The following is a 22,744-nucleotide window of genomic DNA, read 5'->3' on the forward strand; positions in this document are numbered from 1 at the left end:
TCCTAATGAGTCAATACAATATAATAAATTCCAAGAATCACGCAGGGAATACAGGCAATCGCCCCCTTCACCACATAGGAAATACTCTTCTTGCGGATTCCTGTCAGCAGCATGGCCGTACCGACAAATACCGGAGTCAGCATGATTCCCATGGAGGATAACAGACATCCTGCCAGACAGGTAAGTCCCAACAGTAGAAAATCTGCCGTCTGTTCCTTCTCAGCAGTTCTCAAAATCCAGTAAAACAAAGAAGGGATAAGAACCGTTGCCAGAACGCCTTTTCCTACCCAGGGAGTGATGCTTAGAAATGTCAGACCTGCAGTATGTTCCCCGCTCATAAACAAATGAAGCATGACCGCCATGGCCAAAAACATTCCCTGCAGCTGATGATCTTCCGGAAAAAGCTTTCTTCCAATCAACACATAAACCAAATAGGCAAACGGCAGAATCAGCCATGGCAAAATCGTATGGGCCATAATGGTTGGCAGAACCCCAGTCAACTTCGAGAGCCATGCATAAAAAATCGGCCACAGAGAAAGTACATACCGCTTGTCAAAATCAGCAAATGTTCCAGTCTCCGGATAAACCCAATAAATTTTATCCGTGGTCAGTGCCGTGTTGGCCAGATTTACATAATAGGTATCGTCCCATTCCAGATACATGTGATGTGCCAGATAATATAATTGCCAGATAATTAATACAATTGCCACCAGATGCCCCAGTGTCAGATTCTGTTTCCAGCCAGATATCAGCGCTTTTCCGTCCTCCAGAATCTCTCTCCAGCAAAAGAATCCTGCCACGGTCAATACTCCTGCTGCTGCCGTATAAACCCACACAAACGTGTGGAAAGCTGCCAACTTCATGGTCATGGGAATGAGAATCACTTCCATCAACGCCCACCAGCCCATGCAGCCAACCAGGATCGAAAACAGGAATCCTTCCTGTTTTAATTTTAAGATATGACGAATCGTGTAACCGCTAAGCGCTATTCCCGCAAAAAACAGCACTGCCGTCAAAATAATCTCCAGTAACATCCTTCTGCTCCTCTATTTTTCCAGTCTCCAGAGTTCCTGATCCTCAATATTGGCATCATAAATCACCTGAACCCGATCTTGATATCCAAAGTACTCCTCAATCTTTTCCTGATGGAAAATTGATACATATGGATAGTTCCAGAAATGATATCCCAGTTTTGCATAACCGCCTTCATTGGTCATGGCATTCAGGTTTTTCAGTCCCATCAGACAGGTCAGGCAGAAAAAGAAGACAGCTGCTGCTCTTTGTATCTTTTCCTGTCCCATGGCCAGATCCACCACCAGCGCACATTCCACCACTTTGAAAATAGCGCCATAACGGCTGGCATAGTAAGAACTGCTGCACAGAAGAAGATATGCACAGACACCGCAAAGGTAAGTTTTCCACAGAGCCTCTGTCTCCGGGGAGATCTTATCCACCTTTTTCCGTGTCCAAAGGTAGAGAATTGTTAAAACCGCTGCTGCTGCGAGCCTTTCTCCAATTGCAAACCAGCTGACTTCACCTTCCAGTAGAAATTGCTGTACATGATAGACCGGAATCAGCCGTGCAAGAAGCTGTTCTACCGGTCCAAACTGCAAAATAAGTCCTCCGGCTGCTGAGACACCTGACAACGCCATCATCATATCGACCGGCAGATACACCGCCGGTATGAGTACCAGCCAGGCAAATGCCACCCGATGAAAAGAAAGAGTAAGGAAGATCGTTATCACATAAGCAATCCATTTTCGTTCCATAAGGAACGGCAGTGCAATTCCAAGAAACAGGCAGACTGCCAGTCCCTGCCGGAGTCCGGATACCATATACACCAGATACAATACCGGATACAGCATAAAAAGCCCTGCTGTCCTGCCCTGTACGAACCGTTTCACGAACCGGTGCAGAAGCAGCATTTCCGCCAGACCGAGCGTTGACGCAAATACCCAGAAAGGTGCATCAAACATTTTAAATGCCGCTGACAAGAGCCTCCACCCAATCTCGGGATAAAATCCGCAGAAATATCCCTGGGACAGATCAATCGCCACAGGAATCGTCTCATACAGTCCCTGATAGGTCACATAATCTGTCCCCTGTCCAAATCGCAAGCAAAGGCAGCCCATCATGGCCGCCCAGCAGATCCAGTATGCATATATTTTTGTCTGCGGGCGGAAATACTCCAGAAGAGTCCCGGCCGCCAGCAGAAGAAATACTAATAGATAAATGCTCATGCTTTTCCTTCCAGAATGTCTGCGATCCGCTTACATGCAAAGCCGTCCCCGTAAGGATTGCTTGCGGTACTCATGGCTTTGTAAGCATCTTCATTTTCCAGCAGAAGCTTGAAATTCTCATAGATGACCTGCTCGTCGGTTCCCACCAGCTTCAATGTACCGGCCTTGATGCCTTCCGGACGCTCCGTGGTATCCCGCATAACCAGTACCGGCTTTCCAAGAGAAGGAGCCTCCTCCTGAATTCCGCCGCTATCCGTCAAAATCAGAAAGCTTCTGGACAGGAAATTATGGAAATCCAGGACATCCATCGGCTCAATAATGTGAATCCGCTCATCATCTCCCAGAATCTCACGGGCCGTCTCACGGACTACCGGATTCATATGAATCGGATAAATGGCCTTCACATCCGGATGCTCGTCGCATACCCGGCGGATGGCACGGAACATATGCTTCATAGGCTCGCCTAAGTTCTCCCGGCGGTGTGCCGTAATCATAATAAGCCGGCTTCCCTTTGCCCACTCCAGCTCCGGATGGGTATAATCGGCGCGCACCGTTGTCTTCAGCGCGTCAATAGCTGTATTTCCCGTCACATAGATGGTATCCGGGTTCTTGCCTTCCTTCAGAAGATTCTGCTTCGACAGTTCCGTCGGTGCAAAATTATAGGCAGAGATGATACTGACCGCCTGTCTGTTAAATTCTTCCGGATAAGGAGAATAAATATTGTAGGTACGAAGTCCTGCCTCCACATGTCCTACCGGAATCTGCAGATAGAAGCAGGCCAGAGCGGTTACAAATGTGGTAGAAGTATCTCCATGTACCAACACTACATCCGGATGCACTTCCTCCAGCACCTCTTTGATCCGATTCAAAATATTGGTTGTCACGTCAAATAAGGTCTGACGGTCTTTCATGATAGAAAGGTCATAGTCCGGAACCACATCAAAGGCTTCCAGTACCTGATCCAGCATCTGCCGGTGCTGTCCGGTAACGCATACTACCGTCTCAATTTCTTTTCTGCTCTTCAGTTCATTGACCAGAGGGCACATTTTAATAGCCTCCGGCCGTGTGCCGAATACCAGCATCACTTTTTTCATGACTGTACTTCCTCCAGTCTCCGGCGAATGCGCTCCGCCAGTTTCTCATTATTTTTCTCCACATGAACACGAGCGGTAAAATTCTTTACTGCCTGCTGCCATTCGTCGTACCGTTTCGCAATAGTCCGGATGGCCTGCTCATAATTATCCTCCGCAATGCCGATGCCATATTTTCCACAGAAATCAGCAAGAGGCGGATTGGTGGAGGTCACCACCGGTTTTCCTTCAAAGAGGAACTCGTAAATCTTACCGCTGGCGCAATATTTATTATTCAGGTCGTGCTGATGATAGGTCACCATGCCCACCTGACTGTTTTCAATAAAATATTTCAGATGATCCTGATCCATCCGCGGGAAAATCTTCACATTGGTCAATCCCAGATGCCGGATGGTCTCCCGGATAATCAACTCATCTTCCTCATCGCTTTCTCCAATGAGGAACAGTTCATAGTCGTCTCCCAGTCCCTTCATGGCCTGTACCATGCGGGAAGTGGTCCGGCTGACATCACAGCCTGCAGTGGATATAATGCGGAATTTCTTCTCTTTAAAAAACTCTCTACATTCCTCTGCCACATGCGCTTTTGCTTCCGGGCTGCTGTATTCCAGTCTCCGGATATTTTCATAGTTCAATGGCACTTTCTTAAGGCCAAACATCTTTACCATAATTCTGGCACGGAAAGCATTGGCTGCAATGACTACATCCGAATGTCTGGTAAACATTTTTTCCACCAGACAGCCAATCTTTCCCGGGATACCGGATGCTCTGCGGATGCTGTAAAGCTCACGGCAGTCCTGCACCACATATTCTGCACCACTGATTCTTTTTGCCAGATAGCCGGGAATGATTCCCTTCCGGTTGTCAATGAAAATCAAATCCAGTTTTCCCAGTTTCTTTGCCTGACGGCTGCAAAACCGGATAAAATCCATGTACCCATGGTCTTTGTAAACGATATGCTGCTTTTCCTGGGGCTGCTCATCTCCGTCACCACGGGTAATATAGGTCACATCCCCCAGATCTTTTGCTACTTTGATCAGCTCCCGGACACGTCCGTCATACCGAAAATAATCATAGGATATCAATAATATTTTCATGCCTTTGCTCCTGTTTTCTCACGAATCAACCGGATCACCTTCTGCTGATCTTCCTCTGTCAGATAGGGAGACAATGGCAGCGCCAGTACCCGGCCGCAGATATCTTCTGATACTTTGAAGGTTTCTCCATAGAGTTCACATCCTGCAAAAGCGGTCTGCTGATGCATTCCTTTGGGATAATAAATCATGGATGGAACATCCTGTTCTTTTAAGTAAGCCTGCAGACTGTCCCTCGCTTCCTTATCCTTCAGAAGGATGCTGTACTGTGCCCAGCCCGAAAGATATCCCTCCGGAATCTCCGGCACCTTCACGCAGTCTTTTAACTGCTCGGTATAGACAGCTGCCACCCGGTTCACGTCCTCCAGTTCATATTCCTCAAATGCCTGCAGTTTTACCTGCAGAATCGCTGCCTGGATGGTATCCAGACGGGAATTCATACCGATTCGTACATTATCATATTTTCCGGTACCTTTTCCGTGAATCCGATAAGATTTTAAGAGAGCTGCCCACTCGTCATTGTCCGTGAAGACCGCACCGCCGTCTCCATAGCATCCCAACGGCTTCGCCGGGAAGAAAGAGGTGGTGCTGATGTCACCGAAGCTTCCCACACGTCTGCCCTTACAGGCACCACCGAAGCCCTGGGCACCATCCTCCAGAATATACATTCCATACTGATCCGCGATCTTTTGAAGCCGGTCATAATCTGCCGGAAGTCCGAAGAGATCCACCACTACCATCACTTTCGGCGTTAATTTTCCTTCTGCAAGGACTGCTTTCACCGCCCGTTCCAGGCTGTCCGGGTCCATATTAAAGGTATCTTCCAGTACATCCACAAAGACTGGTGTCGCTCCTTCATAGGCAACGGTCTCTGCGGAAGAGAAAAAGGTAAAGTCCGGCACGAAGACTGCATCCCCTTCTCCGATTCCCCAGGTCATGAGGGCCAGGGTCAGCGCATCCGTTCCATTGCCGCAGGTAATGCAGTGTTTCACTCCCACATACGCGGCAAGCTTTTCCTCCAGCTCTGCCACCTGGGTGCCGCTGATATAATTTGACGCCTCCAACACTTTGCTGATGGCCTCGTCCATAGGCTTTTTCAATACCTGATACTGTTTCTTCAGATCGCGAAACTGCATATTAATCCTCTCCTTTGATCCGCTGCAGCAGATTCCAGATCCCCTCTGCTGAGTTAAAATTCTCCGGTACAATTTCTTCTGCCGGGATCTCCACCTCAAACTGATCCTCCAGCTCTGCAATCAGGGTGATCACATCAAAGGACTCCAGAAGACCGTCATCAATCAGCTCTTTTTCTGTTTCAAAATCAATTTCCGGCTTTAAAGAAGCCAGTAACTCCATTAATTCTTCCATTGTTTTTCTCTCCAAAAAATAGTTCTGTCGCCAGATTCAAGTTATTGTAACACGAACCCCGATACATGGCAATCTTTACCTTTCCATATTCAGAGTCCATGTTTCCAGCTGGTCGCGCACCAGCTCTGCCCCCTTCTTTTCGCTGTATAAATAGATGGCCGGCATTTTTCTGCTTAAGAACAGATAAATACCTTCTGTCACGGAATAGGCTCCGATATTGTGGAACACCAGATAGTCTCCCACTCTGGCGTCCTTTAACACCAGCTTTTTCAGCAAAATATCTGCCACGGTACAAAGAGAGCCATAGACGGTCCACTCCGTCTCCTTCTCCTCCAGCTCATGCTGAGGGAAATAAGAAAGGATCGGTGTCTTCATAGCCATATTCTGTCCGTAATAATTCACATGGTTGATACCGCCGTCCACGATGCACACATTCACCGCATCATTGATTTTCTGATCCATGATCTTCGTCAGATAATAACCGCAGGAGGCGGTCAGGAACCTGCCCATCTCGAAAGTCACTTCATAGGGACGCTCTTCCTTAAAAATCTCCGTAAACGCATCCAGAAGTTTTTCGTCTTCCTCAAAGTCGTCTTTGGTAAAATACGGAACGCCCAGTCCCGGACCGAACTCCAGCTCCTGGCTTACAAATCCTTCTTTCTCTTCCAGCTTCTGAATGAAGTCCTCAATATATGCCACTTCTCCGGCAATTTTTTTGATCTGCTTTTTCTGGGTTCCGGTAAAATACTGAAGTCCCCGGATAGTCAGATGAGAATACTCTGCTCTCCTCTGAATAAGCTCTGTCACATCCGCTTCGCTCATACCAAACTGATTGCCGCTGGTCACCCGAAGGAGAATCTGCACTTGTTTATCCAATTCCTCTGCACAGCGGTTCATCAGATAAAACTGCTGCTGCGACTCCGCTGTGAAATGCTGTACTCCCTGTTCCATCGCATAACGAACATCTTCATATTCTTTATTTACACCGGAGAGCACGATTTTCTCCATTTTCACGCCATTTTTCACGCAGATATGAAATTCTCCAGGAGAGCACACTTCATAACGCTCCACTTCCGTGTCCATGGCCTGCAGAAGAAATGGATTGGCCTTAATGGCAAAACAGAGCTTTGCCGGCTTTACCTTCTCCGCCACATGGGCTGCCCGGGCCTTCAAAATATCCGTATCAAATACAAAGGACGGTGTCTTCAGTGACACAGCTAAGTTTTCCAGTTGTCTCTCGTCCATATTATTTCCTTTCCTCATAAGAAGCCATCAGTGCTTTCCGGTCAATCTTTCCATTCTTGGTCAGGGGCATGGCATCCACCTTCTGAAATACATTGGGGATCATAAACCGGGGCAGCTTCTCTCCCATGCCCCGTATAATCTCTTTGGATTCCAGCTTTCCCACATAAAATGCAATGATTTTTGTATTCGGTTCATCATAGATACAGCAGACTCTGGAAATACCCTCCAGCGCCTGACAGGCTGCCTCTACTTCTCCCAGCTCAATCCGATGTCCCATATGTTTGATCTGGAAATCCTTCCGGGTGGCATAATAAAGTTCCCCGTCTTCTCCGTATCGTCCCAGATCTCCGGTCCGGTACATGGGCTCCAGATACCGGCGATTCAGCGGATTCTGTACAAAGACCTCTGCCGTCTTCTCCGGATTGGCATAATAGCCAAGAGCCAGTGCCGTACCCGTCACACAGATTTCTCCCAGCATGCCCGGATTTTCTGCTGTCACCAGATGATCTTCCTCATCCAGCAGGAATACCCGCTCGTTGGGAAATGCAATTCCGATGGGGATCTGCTCTTCCTCCGTAAAATCCTTTTTGATCTCATAATAGGTACAGTTACAGGTAATCTCCGTCGGTCCATAGAGGTTCACATACCGGGCCTCCGGCAGATAACTTCTCCAGTAATTCAGATGTTTCACCGGCATCACCTCGCCGCTGAACATGACTCTGCGAATGCTTCCCGGCACCTTATAACGAAATCCTTTTAACATAGAAATGATACACAGAGCTGATACTGCCCAGGTAAGGCTCGTCACTTTTCGGTCATCAAGGAAATCAATCAGTTTCTTTGGTACAGAAAAAAATTTCTTTGGAATCACTTCCATCGTAGCACCGCATTTGAGCGTCGGGTAGAGATCCTTTACCGATACATCAAAGTCAAAAGGTGCCTGATTGGCAATGACATCCTCAGAAGTAAATCCGAAGATCTCCGTAAAATGTTCCGTAAAATCAATGACGGAGCGATGGGATACCACCACACCTTTGGGCACTCCGGTGGATCCGGAGGTAAACATGGCATACAGAGGATCTGTATCACAGGCTCCTTTTCTGCGGGCTTCCAGAAGTGACTGGTTCACTTCCGTCTGTACCAGATCTTCTGCCAGCAGGATCCTTCCCTGAAATCCCAGTCCTTCTGCTTTTTCTTTTAATTTTTCCGTGGTCACCAGCACCTGCGCATCCAGTGTCTCCAGAATGAGCCGTACCCGCTCCACCGGAAGCTCCGGTTCCACTAACGTATAAAAGCAGCCTGCACAGACTGCTCCCATAAACACATTCAACGTCCACGCTTCCTTCTCCATAAACACCGGCACCGGTGCATTGGGGGAAAGTTCCGCCGCCAGGGCACTTCCCATCCTTCTGGCATTCTCCTGCACCTGTGCAAAGGTATAGCTGTGCTCCAGATCTTCAAATGCCGCTTTCTCCGGGCAGGAAGCCGCACTGGCTTCCAGATAATTCAAAATATTCTGAATCTGCATGGAATTGAACCTCTCTATTTCTTCTTGAATTCCGGTACTTTCCGCGCCGGATTTCCAAACTGTTTCTCGCCTTCCGGTACATCCTTAATAGCCACCGCACCGATTCCCAGATAGGCATGGTCGCCTACACTGATCCTGTTGGTAGTCACGGACATGGGTGCCACATAGGTATGATTTCCTACCTGACAATGACCGGAAATACTGGATTTTCCGCTGATCAGCGTCTCCTCGCCGATTCGGCAGTTATGTCCCACATCTCCTACCAGTCCGATCATGGAACCTTTTCCAAGAACGGTCGGTCTGGTATCTCCAGCTGCCAGAACAGCCCCTGCCAGCAACAGGCAACCATCCTCAATGATGGTTCCTGCCAGATGGGGCAGAGTCCGGCATACACCGGATTCCGGACGGTAAATATCCGCATCTTCCACACCGATCATACAGTGTTCCTTAATCTGAACATCATTTCCGATCCGCACATGATCCTTAATAACGGTTCCTGTACCGATCTCGCAGTTATCTCCAATGACTACATCCTTGCCAATGACGCAGAAGGGAGCAATGCTCACATTTTTCCCCAGCTTCGCATCTGCACTGACATAGCTTCCATTCTTCATAAACAGATCTTCACCCGGCATCATGCGCTCCATCCGGAGCAGCAGCTCACCGTACAGATTTTTCGGCATGTTGCTTTTTAACTGCACTGATGAAGCATCCAGGGAAAGCGCTGTCTCTTCCCTGGTGATAAAGATGCTTTCTTTTACCTCGCTGCAGGTTTCCGAGATGCTGTTCTTCACAAAAATCACGCTGTGATCTTCCGGCGCTTCCGGATCTGAGACACCCCAGATGGTAAAGTCTGCCGTCTCTGCCGGAAAACGATCCTGTAATAATGCTTTTGCACTGATTTCACATACTTTCAGCATTTTTAAAATCTCCAGAATTCAAATAAATATTTCAGATTAGTGTAAACGGTCAGGTTATTATCAAATACATCATAAATATCATCAATCCACAGCAGGAGGAAATTCAGGAATATCGTCAGCAATGTCAGAACAACAATTTTGTTTCTAAATGATGCTCTCTGTGCCACATCCGTGATTCCATTCAACTTTGTGGTAATGCACAAAATAATGATAATATAGAAAAGCCACAGGAAATCTGACTGATACCGTTCAACGATACCGCCCATATTCGTATCCGCTGCAATCATTACCACGATACTGATTACAGACGCAATCACCATCGCTTTTAAGACAGAAAGATGTTTCTGCTCCGCGCCATTCTTTCTGCTGAACAAAGTTCCACCAAAAATCAGGAATATCAATGGGTTATACCAGATAGCGCCGCCAAAATGCGGCTCATATACCGTTTCTCCGATATACCCTGTCTCCAGCTCCTGAAAACTTAAGAACGGGAACTGCGTTGTCACATGAAGCGGACGCAGCAAATACTCATAAATTCCATTTCCTACGCGCGCCAGATTCCATCCTCTGTGCGTCACATCATTAGTCGTCAGGTTATAAGTCGATCCAAACTCAAAGGGAGACTGGAATCTTACATAATTATATGTCATGGCAGCCGCTGCAACGATGATAAACGGAATACACAAACTCAGAATCTGCTTCCAATTCTTTACCGGACGAAAATGTTTTTCCTCCACAAACTCCGGCAAGAACAATACCAGACCAAATACCATGGTCAGCAAAAACTGCGGGCGGCTGGCTGCTGTACTGGCAATCAGAAGTGATCCCAACAATAGATACCGGATCTTCAGTTTTTCTCCCTGTCCAGCCCGGATCCAGCTTGCCAGTCCCGCCAATGCAGATACCAGACCCATAATGATACAGGTCTCATACACCGCAGGATTCCGCATAAGCACCATCACACCGGTTCCAAAGAACAATGCCGTTGACAATATTGGATATAAGAGATAGGAGCTGGACCTGAACCAACGGCTGAAAATTTCACGCACCAGCCAAAAACTGGCTCCTATCAGCAGAATACTCAGTATTCCCACCACCAGGTCTGTTCTGAGCATAATTCCCGTCAACGCATAAATCGGTAGATACATCAATAATACTGGAAGAATACCAAAATAAATATAATATTTTCCATCATAATATGCATAATCCCATTTATACTCTGGCTGATCTTTATGTCTTACCTGCAAATATTCTCTCTGATTAAAATCATAAGGGTTATCCATTTCCTCCAGATACTGTGGAGGTTCTTCATCCAGATACAGCCTGCCATCCATAATAGCTTTTGTCAATTCCTGATGAATCTGTCCCCCCCTGGGGCTGAATGTATTTAACTGCACCATGCCAGCTACACCAATACACAGTATCAGCATCACTGCCAACACTGCTCCGATGCACTTTTTATTTTTGCATCCTTCTTCAAAAGAAATGCCCCAGATTTTTTCATTTTTTCCTCTCAGAAAATACAGAATTCCGAGGATTGCATAAATCAGTAATACTCTGTCCAGATGGAAAAACCATGGTTTTGCCTGATTGACCCCTATCTCATTCACCCAGAAAAATCCGTTATGAATCACATCAAAACTAATCTGAATACTGTCTGCCTGTCCGTAAAAATGAAGATCAATCCATTTACTTTCTTCTACGTTCTCAACGATGTTCTGAGTTCCCATCAGATAATAACGGGCATTTCCTTCATCTTTTCCGTAGATTTCTACTGTCACATATCCGTCCGGACTTCCCACATCCACATAAAGGTTATGGACATTCCTTGAAAAATCCGTCAGTTCTTCATAGCAGCGGTCTCCATTCAGACACTGAAGTCTTCCATCGTCTCGCTCTCTAATTCCCCGTGACAGCGAAGCTGTAAAGGAGGTTTCAGTTCTATCTGCCACCAGTCCTTTTACCGCAGAGAAATTAAATACAAAGATTTCTAGTAAAAGCGGAAGTAGAAGCAGTATACAGATTGTGACTTTCTTTTTTGTAAATTTCATATATTAGTTCTCCGAAAATTCCCCTGTCATATCCGTACTCTTAAAATTCGTGAGCGGCAGCTTCACCGGCATACCGTCTTTCTGGCTCTTATAGATAGCCAGTACCATCTCCAGCGCATTTCTGCCTGCGACTGCATCCACATAAGGCTTTCTGTCCTTCTGGATGGCGTCGATCATATCCGCATACAAGCTGGTGTGTCCATTGCCGTACACATTGCTGGTGGCTTCCTCCAGATGCTTGTTAGCACTATCCATTTCTGTCTCGTCTGCAAAATCCCACACATCAATATTATTGGTGGATTTCCCGCCGATTTTCACGGTTCCGGTCTCACCGAAGATATATAATGTCTCCTCCAGATTCTGGGGATAGACATTGGTGGTTCCCTCGATGGTAGCGATGGCACCGTTCTTGAATTTGACCACTGCCATTCCCACATCCTCCGCTTCCAGATAGTGATGGAACTGCTGTCTGGTGGAACCATAGACTTCCTCTACTTCATCTCCAAACATCCAGCGCAGAAGATCAATACCGTGAATACACTGATTCATGAGCGCGCCACCGTCAGATGCCCATTTGCCTCTCCAGGGAGCCTGATCATAATAGTTCTGATTCCGGTTCCAGCGCACATGAATCGAACCATGAGAAAGCTTTCCGAAACGTCCTGCTTCCAGGGCTTTTCTCGCCTCCTGCACCGCAATGTTAAAACGGTTCTGATGGCAGGCAGCCACTTTCACATGCTTCTCCTCAGAACGGCGGACGATCTCATCCGCATCCTCCATGCTCATGGCAATGGGTTTCTCAATGATACAGTTTACACCATGATCAATACAGTACAGAGCAATCTCTGCGTGGATGCCGCTCTCAGTGGCAATACCCACCAATTCCGGCTGTACTTCCTCAATCATTTTTTTATAGTCTGTATATCTGGCAATAGAACTGTCTTTTTCCAGTCCGTGCTTTGCCAGCAGTGCTTCCATCTGTTCCGGAACCACATCGCATACCGCTGCAAATTCCAGCTTGTTGTTCACAACCGCCTTCACATGATTCGTTGCAATACGGCCGCATCCGATCAGTGCATATTTCATTTCTATAATACCTCGATATTCTCTCTGTTCTTCAAGTTCTTCATGACATTCTTTGTATCAAAAATGGCTTTGGCATGCTGCTGCACGAACTCATAATCCACATTCGTATGGGCTGCTGTTACCATGACCAGATCTGCACTCTCCACCAGTTCTTCTGTCAGTTCCGGCTCACTGTCACGCACCTGACCCTTGAATTTATACTGTCTTACCCACGGATCAAAATAAACCACTTCTGCTCCCGTGTGTTCCAGTTCCTCGATGACACGTAATGCCGGGCTCTCACGGTAATCGTCAATATCCTGCTTATAGGCTACGCCCAGCACCAACACTTTGGAGCCGTTCAGCGCTTTCTTAAAGCGGTTCAGTACTTTTCCCGCACGCTCTACGCAGTAAGCCGGCATCTTGTCATTGATCATCATGGAGCTCTCGATCATGGACGTATGGAAACCATACTCTCTTGCCTTCCAGGACAGATAGTAGGGATCCAGTGGAATACAGTGTCCTCCAAGACCCGGGCCCGGATAAAATGCCTGGAAACCATAGGGTTTCGTGCTGGCTGCCTCAATGACCTCCCAGATGCTGATACCCATCTCGTTACACAGCATGGCGAGTTCGTTGATCATACCGATGTTAATATTCCGGTAGGTATTCTCCAGAATCTTCTCCATCTCTGCAATAGCCGGGGAGGAAACCTCTTTTACATCACCCTCCAGAACCGTCCGGTACATGGCTGCAATCACTTCTGTTGCATCCTTGCCCACGCCGCCGATGACCTTCGGGGTATTTTTTGTCTTATAGATCAGGTTACCCGGATCCACACGCTCCGGAGAGAATCCCAGATAGAAATCTTCTCCGCACTTCAGTCCGGAACCTTCCTCCAGAATCGGTTTTACCAGTTCCTCCGTGGTACCAGGATAGGTGGTGGACTCCAGAACTACCATGGTATTCTTCGTCAGATATTTGGAAATGGATTTGGTAGATTCTCTGACACAGCTAAGATCCGGCTCCTGATGAATGTCCAGCGGGGTCGGAACACAGATAGCGATGAAATCCACATCCTTGATAAAGCTAAAATCAGAGGTCGCAGAAAGTCTTCCTTCCTCCACCAGACGCTTCAGATCCTTATCTACTACATCGCCGATGTAATTATGGCCTTCATTGACCATCTTTACCTTTACTTCCTGCTCATCAAATCCGATGGTCTTAAAGCCTGCCTTAGCTTTCTCTACTGCCAGGGGCAGTCCTACATAACCGAGACCGATAACGCCTACCACGATCTCCCTGTTTTCGATTTTATTTAAGAGTAACTGTTTCATCTTCGTTCTCCTTTGCTTTTCTCACAGTCTGTCAGTATCTTCAGATAGTCTTTTGCCAGAAGGGCATAATTATAATGCTCCCGAATCTCCTTGCGTCCCCGTTCGCCCATAGCGGTCCGCTCTTCATCGGTCATGTGATAAACCTTCATAAGTGCTTCCCCATAGGCCTTCGGATCGCTGCAGGGTACCACATACCCGCCGCCCGACTCCGCCACTACATTCTGTGAATTGCAGGCGAAGACCGTCGGATTACCGGAATACAGATAGTCATTTAATTTATTCAGACTCAATCCCAGGTCGTTCAATACCCGATCGTCCTTCAAAGCGGCGATACAACATTTTGCCTTGGAAAGTGCCACCGCCACCTGACTTTTCTCAATTCTGGAAAATACCTTCACATTGGTCAACTGTTCCTTCTGAATCCGCTCCTCCATCTGCGCTTTCAGATGACCATCGCCAATGAGGGCAAAATGAATCTCATCCATCCCCTGCTGCTTCATAAAGGCTGCCGTATCCAGCATATCCAGCAGACATTCCGAATCCACAAAGCTTCCTGTGTAGACCGCGCACCAGTGTTCCGTCAGGTACTGATCCAGTTCCTTCGGAAGGGTTACCTCTCCTTTTTCCAGTACCTCGTCAATCTGCTCCGTGTGATATCCATTGGGAATCCAGAATACCCGGTTCCGTTTCACATAGGGAAACTGCACCAGATATTTGTAGCCAAACTCCATGGTGGTCACAATGGCATCTGCTCTCCGATAGGCTCTCCGCTCCAGTGCGGAAAACAGAAGACAAACAGGATGGTACCATGGATAATGATACATCTCTGTAAAAGATAAAGGCCAAAAATCCCGAATCTCACATACAAATGGAATTTTGTTTTTCTTTGCTATACTCCATGCGCTCTCCCATGAAAACGGATGGACCGAAGATCCAATAACTACATCCGGTCTTCCGAATTTTTCATAAAATACCTTCTCATATTTCTGCATCAGCTGACAGTAAGAAATCATATTCAAAATTCTTTTCGCACCATTTCCATGATACTCCGGTACTGTGCGGAGCCATACATATGTCAGACCATTTTTTATTTTTCGAATAGTGACTGGTTTGTCATAAAGATATTCTTCCTTTTGATGGTCAAACGCTGACATAAAGACTGTCACTTCTACTCCGATTTTCGACATTTCTTTTCCAAGTTCAAAATGACGATCTCCATCCAATCCAGAATGATGATTTAAAATCCATAATCTTTTCATAAACGATAATTCTCATTCTCCCTGCGGATCATGATTTCACTGTATTTCATCATGATCACTCCACTTTCGTATTCTCCAATCTGCGGCTCATTAACCTTTCCCTGAAGATTATTCACTATATATTTCATGTGGTTGGCGCCGGCTTCATAAGCATGCGGATAACCTCCGCCGAAACGCGGGTTCACTTCTGAAATATAATATTTTCCCTCACATTCGAAAATATCAATGTCAATCTGTCCACGGAATCCAGCTTCTTTTACGAATCGCTCAATCAACGCAAACAATTCCGTATCCTTAAAGGAAATACTCTTATCCGTCTCTCCTGCTCTCATCACCAGCTTTTTCTTCGTGAAGACGGAGATCAACTCTCCGCTAATCATATCAATATAACAGTCTGCGCCAATCTCCTGTCCTTTCAGATACTCCTGAATCATCAAATCATCTGCATGTTCAAACAAAAGATCTACCGTTTCCTGATCCTGCACTTTGGAGATGGCAATACTGGCACTTCCACGTATTGGCTTCACAAATACCGGATAATTTATTTTTCCAGCCCTCACATCTCCATAAAATGCTTCCCGGTCTATATAACTTTCCGCACATGCATACCCGTGTTCTTTCAACCAGCAGAACATCTGCCACTTATCCAGCGTACGTTCACAAAGGTCATAAAAAGATCCTATCACTGTCACTCCGAGTGCATGGAATTCTTCCTCATGAAGCGCCAGTAAAGACAGTTCCGGGTCAATCAAAGACAATACCCCTGTCACCTGCTCTTTTCTACAGATATCATAGATCATATCCAGATATCCCGGTGCCGTCATCCGTGTAACGATATAATGCACATCCGCCTCATACAGCGCCGGTGCATTCGGACTCATATCCGTCGCTATGACTTTTCCGGCTCCATTCAATTCTCTTTTAAAATACTGAATAATCTTGTTACGTGTTCCGCAACTCAGCACTAAAATATTCATTTACTCATTACCTTCCACTACAGACTGACTGGTATATTCTTTTACACCCCATTTTTCACGGATACAGGAAATTTTTCCCTGATCTTCCAGATATACCGGTGGATAATACCCTATAAACAGCGGCGCCAGACACATGGTATATGCCCCCACCTTTTCATATATGATCCGGTCTCCCTCCTGAAGTGCACTGTACCCTTTGAGTTCAAATAACCGGTCATTTTCCATACAAGTAAATCCGGATATCACCTGTCGTTCTGCTGTCGGACGAGTCTCATCCTGACACTCCAGATGATAAAAATAACTTTTCTTAGCCATCAGCGGATCCACATGAATTCTGCTGCCATCTGTTACTACAAAATAATTTCGGTTTGTCTGTTTTATATCTGTGACGCTTGTCACATAATCTATCGGTGGACAGATCAGAGACGTTCCCGGCTCCACAATAAGAATCGTATGTTCCGGATCAAATTCCCTTTTCAAAATCTCTGACATTTCCCGAAGATAATCAGCATACTGAGGTTTGCTGGCAAGTCCGCCAAAATATCCACCTCCCGCATCCACATAAGAAAGTTCCAGCTGATATTCTCTTCTGATCCGGCATGCCATTTCCGCAATCGCCTTATAAATATTCAAGCTTCTTGTTTTTGAACTGCAATGCAGATGAATTCCCGTCACTTTCACTCCCCGGATTTTTCCAAGTCGTTCCAGTACTTCAGCGAATGCCCCGGTCTCATAAGAAAATCCAAAACGTCCGCCTTCTTCGCCACCGGACGCTTCTCCCGGACACATCGACTCCAGATCGAAGTTCACCCGAACTCCCACATTGATCGGTTTTCCATCGACAGCAGCTTCTTCCAGCCAGCGTATCTCCCGTTCTGCATCCAGATTTACAATCTGTCCGGCTCTGCAGGCTCTTAAAAAGCTTTCCTGTCCCTTCACAGGCCCATTATAAATAATCTGGTCATATCCCAGATATTCTGCCAGATGATATTCATCTTCTGATACCACCTCCGCATAATATCCCTGTTTTTTCATATAAGAGACAACCCACGGAAGTGAATTTGTCTTAAAAGAATATCCTACGATACTGTTTGGCCAGTACTGCTTTCTGGCCTGATTCAGTTTTTCGATGCCTTCATCCAGAAGTTCTTTATGAAGCAGGTAATAAGGCGTATTCATTTTTAACCTCTTTCTTCCGGGGTACCGGTAAAGTCTTCCATCGTTGCCGAATTCTCGCTGTTGATACCTTCCCGTTTCAATACTTTAAATACTGTTTCAAACAGGATCTTCAAATCTCCCAAAAATGTCACGTGCTTTGCATACTGCACATCATATTCAAATTTTTCTTCCCAGGAAATACTGTTCCGTCCATTAATCTGTGCCAGCCCTGTAATTCCAGGAAGCACACTGTGCCGCTTATGCTGCCTCTTATTATAAAGCGGCAGATACTGAACCAAAAGAGGTCGCGGCCCCACCAGACTCATATCCCCTTTTAAAATATTCAAAAGCTCCGGCAGTTCATCAAGACTGGTACTTCTCAGTTTTTCTCCAAATGGAGTCAGCCGCTCTTCATCGGACAAAAGCTCCCCATTGGCATTCCTGGCATCCGTCATGGTTCGAAACTTATACATTCGAAATATTTTTTCTTTATAGCCGGGACGTTCCTGTGTAAATAATACCGGCCTTCCCAGCTTTACCGCAACCAGACCGGCTGTCACCAGCATTACCGGACTCAGTACCACAAATGCCGGTACGGTCAGGCAAAGATCAAATACCCGTTTCCCGTATTTCCTGTAAAAACTCATCTATTTCCACAATCCTCTGATAATGTCACAGATCCGTTCCAGATCTGCATCGGTCATCTTCGTATCACTGGGCAGGCAGACACCATGTTCAAAGAGATATTTGCCCACCTCGCCATTATCAATATAATCACATCCTGCAAATACAGGCTGCAGATGCATGGGCTTCCACACCGGACGGCTCTCAATATCGCCCTGTTCCAGTGCCACCATCACATCCAGCGGTTTCACCGGGCAATCATCACTCAGTTCAATGACTGACAGCCAGCAGTTGGGGCGTTCATTCTCATGCATGGGCATGAAAGAAATTCCCTCCAGATCACCCAGATGCTCCTGATAATAAGCAAAGATATGACGCTTCTGAGCGATACGTTCATCAATCACCTTCAGCTGTCCACGGCCAATACCGGCCACGATATTACTCATACGATAATTATAACCAATTTCCTTATGCTCATAATGGCGTGCTTTCTCTCTTGCCTGTGTGGACCAGAAACGTACCTTTGCCACCCGCTCTTTTGCCTTTTCTTCCGGAAGGTTGCAGACCAGCATACCTCCGCCGGATGTAGTGATAATCTTATTTCCATTGAAGGAGAAGCATCCATAATCACCGAATGTTCCGGTCTTCTGTCCATGATAGATTGTTCCCAGACTTTCTGCTGCATCTTCAATCACAGGAACATGATGTGCTTTACAGATCTCCATAATCCGATCCATATTCGCCGGAAGACCATAGAGATGTACCGGCAGAACGGCTTTTACATTCGGATATTTCTCAAACGCACGCTCCAGTGCCTCCGGAGACATATTCCACGTCTCATAATCACTGTCGATAAAGACCGGCACTGCATCCTCATAGATAATCGGATTCGCCGTTGCCGAAAAAGTCAGATCCTGGCAGAACACAATATCTCCCTTTTTGATTCCTGCAGCCTTCAGCGCCATATGAATGGCTGCTGTACCTGCGGAAAGCGCCGCCCCGTCATGGGCACCCACATAGGCTGAAAATTCTTTTTCAAATTCGTTTACATTTTTTCCCAACGGAGCAATCCAGTTCGTATCAAATGCTTCCTTCACATACTGCTGTTCATAGCCTTCCGCACTCATATGCGGAGATGCAAGATAAATATGTGCCATAATTACTGCCTCTTTTCTTCCATGTGATAGGTGGGAACAATCTCTGCCACCCGTTTCTTAATATCCGGGCTGTCCATCTTCGACAGCTCATTTAATTCTTCCAGCTGATGCACAAACAGATCTTCATCAAATTCAATCGGTTTTCCAATATGAATCAGTTTATTTTCTGTACTCTGTAGTCCTTCCTCACTCATAAGAAGCTCCTCATACAACTTCTCACCCGGGCGGAGTCCTGTAAACTTGATATCAATATCCTCATACGGCTTCAATCCGGAAAGACGTATGAGATTCAGCGCCAGATCCAGAATTTTCACTGGTTTACCCATGTCAAGGACAAAGATTTCTCCGCCCTTCGCCTGGGCTCCCGCCTGCAGCACCAGCGATACTGCCTCCGGTATCGTCATAAAATACCGGATAATATCCGGATGGGTCACTGTCACCGGTCCCCCCTCTTCGATCTGTTTCTTAAAGAGTGGAATGACGCTTCCGTTGCTGCCCAGCACGTTGCCGAACCGGACTGCCACGAACTCCGTCTTCGACCGGTCATTCATCATCTGAATCACCATCTCACAGAGACGCTTGGAAGCACCCATGATGTTGGTCGGGTTCACAGCCTTATCGGTAGAAATCAGTACAAAACGTGATACTCCGTACTTATCTGCTGCCTGTGCGGTCTTCCAGGTACCCATGACATTGTTCTTGATCGCCTCGTTGGGACTGTCTTCCATAAGTGGCACATGCTTGTGTGCTGCCGCATGATACACGATCTGCGGACGGTACTGTTCAAACACGCCGTTGATTCTGTGGGTATTTCTCACCGAACCAATCAGCACTACCAGATCCAGCTCCGGATAGTTTCTCTTTAACTCCTGCTGAATGGCATAGGCATTATTTTCATAAATATCAAAGATAATCAGCTGCTTCGGTTCGTGCCGTGCGATCTGGCGGCAAAGCTCACTTCCAATGGAACCGCCTCCACCGGTCACCAGCACCACCTTGCCGGACACATACCCCATGATACTCTCCACCTGAGTATCCACCGGTTCACGTCCCAGCAGATCCTCAATCTCCACATTACGGAGCTTGGAGACACTGACTTCTCCATTCACCAGCTGATAGATACCCGGAAGAACCTTCAGTTTGCAGCTGGTCTGGCTGCAGATATCAAGAATCTCCTGCACCGTCCCACGGGTGGCTGACGGAATGGCAATCATAATCTCGTCAATATCATATTCTTCTGCTAATCTGCAGATATCATTCCGATTTCCCGCCACCAGCACACCGCGAAGATATTTTCCCCGTTTCCCCGGATCATCATCTACCAGGCAGCACACATTCTGCCGGATAAACTTACTGTTCTGAATCTCTTTTAACAGGGTATAGCCTGCTTCTCCGGCACCCACGATCATGGTATTTTCCATGTTTTTCTTCTCTCCGCCCACATACCGGGATTGGAAATATCCCAGAATCCGGTACATAAAACGGAATACGGAGATTCCCATAGCCAGTACCACAAAATACATAAACGGATAACTTCTCGGAAACTCCAGTCCCAGCAGCGTCATGCCGATGGTCTGGGTCACAGCTGAAATCAGACAACCCACCAGAATATTCACAAGATCAGAAGCACTGGCATACTTCCAGATCCCCTGATAAAGACGGCACGCTGTAAATGCTGCAATCGTAATGACCAGATTTAACGGCAGATACCGAAAAATATGTTCAATAAATTCAATAGCTCTCGGTTCAAACAACAGATTGTAACGAATATAAATGGCTACCGGACCGGCCAGCGTAATGATCATGGCATCCACCAGCATAAGCAGCAGAATCCGAAAAATCAGTTTTTTACTTTTATTTTTAAACATCAGGTACTCCTAAGCATATTTATCCATATTCTGTATCAGTTTATCACCTTTGCCTTATTTTTACAACCCGCTTGTCCTTCCGCTTTCACTTTTATAAAGTATATTTCCGTTTTCCTCTATTTTCTTCAGAAGTTTTCCTTCTATGATTTTCTCCCATACTTCGTTCAATTCTGCATTTTTTCCCTCATGCATTCCTGAACCATGTGAACTGAATCTCCAGCTCTTATATGTGGAAAGTTCTCCTGTAGGCACAAAAATTACTGTAGGAATTTTCTCCGGAAACATTTCATAATATTCCTTTAAGAGCGCATCTCCTTCCATCTCCCACGGACTATATGCTGCACATTGGGCTTCAGAGTCTAAATATGCCCACGGATTACAACCAGCCACCGCAAGAAGAGTACTTTTATTTGTATTTTTTTTCAGACAATCTACAGCCGATTCATAGGCAGATGCTCTCAAATCTTCCGTATAAATTCCTTTCATTATTCCGATTTCGATTCGGCTATTTAACTCTGTAACAAATCCATCTCTGTATATATCACAAAACCGGATGATTCCCAACACCAATACCAGGATATACAGTGGCATTATCATAATGGTTTTTTTCCACTTTGTTTCCACACGAACATTATCATATACAATTGCGGCTGCCCAGACATCCATTATCAAAATTCCCATGTGAATCACCCTCTGACCCACGTTCGATCCAAAAATCCATGGAATGGCAAATGCAATCCCCGTATATAAAAAATATTTTTCCAGTTTTCGTTCTCTATATTCCGGATACAGTAACTGCATCTGAATTCCGAGAAAAAAGAACGTCGAAATTATCCCCGCCTCAAAAAAGGTTCTCACATAAACAGCCTGAATAAAAAATTCAAGAATCAAAAGCCAGCTCCAGATTTTCCGAAGACGTTCTTCCTTCCGGCTGCCCAGAATTGATGCACCGATCAATGATACCATATACATCGGCCAGGTATATTTTAAAAAATATTTTACATAATACACTCCAACATCTGCGACTTGCTGAAGCATTCCAACTTTTTCCATTGTAGGATCCTTCAGCATCTGCGGTATATACAGAAACAGTTCTGACCATGGAATATACCTTCCATATATCACGATAAAACCAGCTGCTGACAAAAAAACACCAGCTATTAAATACCAGACTTTTTTTGCCAGACTTCTATGATTCTTTATCAATGCCCAGATACCATATCCTAGAATCACCGCAAACAGTACTGCCATATATGGCATGCACAATACCGATATTGCATAAAAAATACCTGCCAGCAAGTAGCATCCTGCTGCGACCTCAAAAATCATCCAGAGAAAAGTTAGCATTCCCATACTATAATAAGAAAAAGTTATAATATTTCCTCTCACATAAACAAAAAAACATATCGCAATCAAAAGTGCATATGTTGTATTCTTTCCCATCTTTTTCAATAAAGAATACAATGTCATTGCCGTAATCCATTCTGCCAAAACAAGCAGAATTCTCATAAATATTATAATACCTTCATTTGACCCTGTAATTCCTGTATAAATACGATATACTGGCACCAGAAGCAGTCCAAATATCTGAGCTGTATTCCAATCATATTTAATTGCCAGATCTCCCTCTGAAAATCTTTTCGCCGTTGCCAGATAAAATGTCTCATCTGTAAGATCCATTCCATAATGTGCACGAATGATCAGGCCGATTGCTACAACAGCAAACACAAGGTATACTGCCCACTCTTTTTTGTTTCTCATTTTC

19 protein-coding genes are annotated in these 22,744 nt (G+C 45.9%); all 19 read right to left on the reverse strand.

Annotated elements, in window-relative coordinates; all coding sequences use genetic code 11:
• Positions 1-2: 2 nt before the first annotated feature.
• A complete protein-coding gene (locus tag LKD36_RS04035) occupies positions 3-1,034 on the reverse strand; it encodes a DUF6077 domain-containing protein (protein ID WP_308458793.1) in 1,032 nt (343 codons plus the stop codon).
• A 12-nt stretch (positions 1,035-1,046) separates the two neighbouring features.
• A complete protein-coding gene (locus tag LKD36_RS04040; protein ID WP_308458794.1) occupies positions 1,047-2,240 on the reverse strand; it encodes an EpsG family protein in 1,194 nt (397 codons plus the stop codon).
• Positions 2,237-3,334, reverse strand: a complete 1,098-nt coding sequence (wecB, locus tag LKD36_RS04045; RefSeq protein WP_308458795.1) for a non-hydrolyzing UDP-N-acetylglucosamine 2-epimerase — start codon at positions 3,332-3,334, stop codon at positions 2,237-2,239. The genes LKD36_RS04040 and wecB overlap by 4 nt, the downstream gene beginning before the upstream one ends.
• On the reverse strand, positions 3,331-4,425 hold the full coding sequence (locus tag LKD36_RS04050) for a glycosyltransferase family protein (RefSeq protein WP_308458796.1): 1,095 nt from the start codon (positions 4,423-4,425) through the stop codon (positions 3,331-3,333). Before LKD36_RS04050 ends, wecB begins: the two co-directional genes overlap by 4 nt.
• Complete coding sequence (locus LKD36_RS04055) at positions 4,422-5,558, reverse strand: DegT/DnrJ/EryC1/StrS family aminotransferase (RefSeq protein WP_308458797.1); 1,137 nt, start codon at positions 5,556-5,558, stop codon at positions 4,422-4,424. The genes LKD36_RS04050 and LKD36_RS04055 overlap by 4 nt, the downstream gene beginning before the upstream one ends.
• Before the next feature lies 1 nt (position 5,559).
• Positions 5,560-5,790, reverse strand: a complete 231-nt coding sequence (locus tag LKD36_RS04060) for a phosphopantetheine-binding protein (protein ID WP_118770255.1) — start codon at positions 5,788-5,790, stop codon at positions 5,560-5,562.
• A 75-nt stretch (positions 5,791-5,865) separates the two neighbouring features.
• Positions 5,866-7,035, reverse strand: a complete 1,170-nt coding sequence (locus LKD36_RS04065) for a diaminopimelate decarboxylase family protein (protein ID WP_308458798.1) — start codon at positions 7,033-7,035, stop codon at positions 5,866-5,868.
• Position 7,036: 1 nt separating this feature from the next.
• Complete coding sequence (locus tag LKD36_RS04070; RefSeq protein ID WP_308458799.1) at positions 7,037-8,563, reverse strand: amino acid adenylation domain-containing protein; 1,527 nt, start codon at positions 8,561-8,563, stop codon at positions 7,037-7,039.
• Positions 8,564-8,577: 14 nt separating this feature from the next.
• On the reverse strand, positions 8,578-9,483 hold the full coding sequence (locus LKD36_RS04075) for an LbetaH domain-containing protein (protein ID WP_308458800.1): 906 nt from the start codon (positions 9,481-9,483) through the stop codon (positions 8,578-8,580).
• A gap of 2 nt (positions 9,484-9,485) precedes the next feature.
• Positions 9,486-11,534, reverse strand: a complete 2,049-nt coding sequence (locus tag LKD36_RS04080; protein ID WP_308458801.1) for a hypothetical protein — start codon at positions 11,532-11,534, stop codon at positions 9,486-9,488.
• A 3-nt stretch (positions 11,535-11,537) separates the two neighbouring features.
• Positions 11,538-12,620: a Gfo/Idh/MocA family protein gene (locus LKD36_RS04085; RefSeq protein WP_118770260.1), complete on the reverse strand. Its 1,083-nt coding sequence runs from the start codon at positions 12,618-12,620 to the stop codon at positions 11,538-11,540.
• Positions 12,621-12,622: 2 nt separating this feature from the next.
• Positions 12,623-13,936 (reverse strand): nucleotide sugar dehydrogenase, encoded by a 1,314-nt coding sequence (locus LKD36_RS04090; RefSeq protein ID WP_118770261.1) that lies wholly within the window; start codon positions 13,934-13,936, stop codon positions 12,623-12,625.
• Positions 13,933-15,195 carry a glycosyltransferase family 4 protein gene (locus tag LKD36_RS04095; RefSeq protein ID WP_118770262.1) on the reverse strand — a complete coding sequence of 421 codons (1,263 nt, stop codon included), beginning with the start codon at positions 15,193-15,195 and terminating at the stop codon, positions 13,933-13,935. The genes LKD36_RS04090 and LKD36_RS04095 overlap by 4 nt, the downstream gene beginning before the upstream one ends.
• Positions 15,192-16,172, reverse strand: a complete 981-nt coding sequence (locus LKD36_RS04100) for an ATP-grasp domain-containing protein (protein ID WP_308458802.1) — start codon at positions 16,170-16,172, stop codon at positions 15,192-15,194. Before LKD36_RS04100 ends, LKD36_RS04095 begins: the two co-directional genes overlap by 4 nt.
• The gene (locus LKD36_RS04105; protein ID WP_118770264.1) at positions 16,173-17,351 is read right to left on the reverse strand and encodes a type III PLP-dependent enzyme domain-containing protein; all 1,179 of its coding nucleotides are present in this window, start codon (positions 17,349-17,351) and stop codon (positions 16,173-16,175) included.
• A gap of 2 nt (positions 17,352-17,353) precedes the next feature.
• On the reverse strand, positions 17,354-17,977 hold the full coding sequence (locus LKD36_RS04110; RefSeq protein ID WP_308458803.1) for a sugar transferase: 624 nt from the start codon (positions 17,975-17,977) through the stop codon (positions 17,354-17,356).
• Complete coding sequence (locus LKD36_RS04115) at positions 17,978-19,111, reverse strand: DegT/DnrJ/EryC1/StrS family aminotransferase (RefSeq protein ID WP_308458804.1); 1,134 nt, start codon at positions 19,109-19,111, stop codon at positions 17,978-17,980.
• Between the two features lie 2 nt (positions 19,112-19,113).
• Complete coding sequence (locus tag LKD36_RS04120) at positions 19,114-20,979, reverse strand: polysaccharide biosynthesis protein (RefSeq protein ID WP_118770265.1); 1,866 nt, start codon at positions 20,977-20,979, stop codon at positions 19,114-19,116.
• 60 nt (positions 20,980-21,039) lie between these two features.
• Positions 21,040-22,740, reverse strand: a complete 1,701-nt coding sequence (locus LKD36_RS04125; RefSeq protein WP_308458805.1) for a hypothetical protein — start codon at positions 22,738-22,740, stop codon at positions 21,040-21,042.
• Between the last annotated feature and the right edge of the window lie 4 nt (positions 22,741-22,744).

Source organism: Hominiventricola filiformis (genome assembly GCF_020686965.1).
GTDB lineage: Bacteria > Bacillota > Clostridia > Lachnospirales > Lachnospiraceae > Hominiventricola > Hominiventricola filiformis.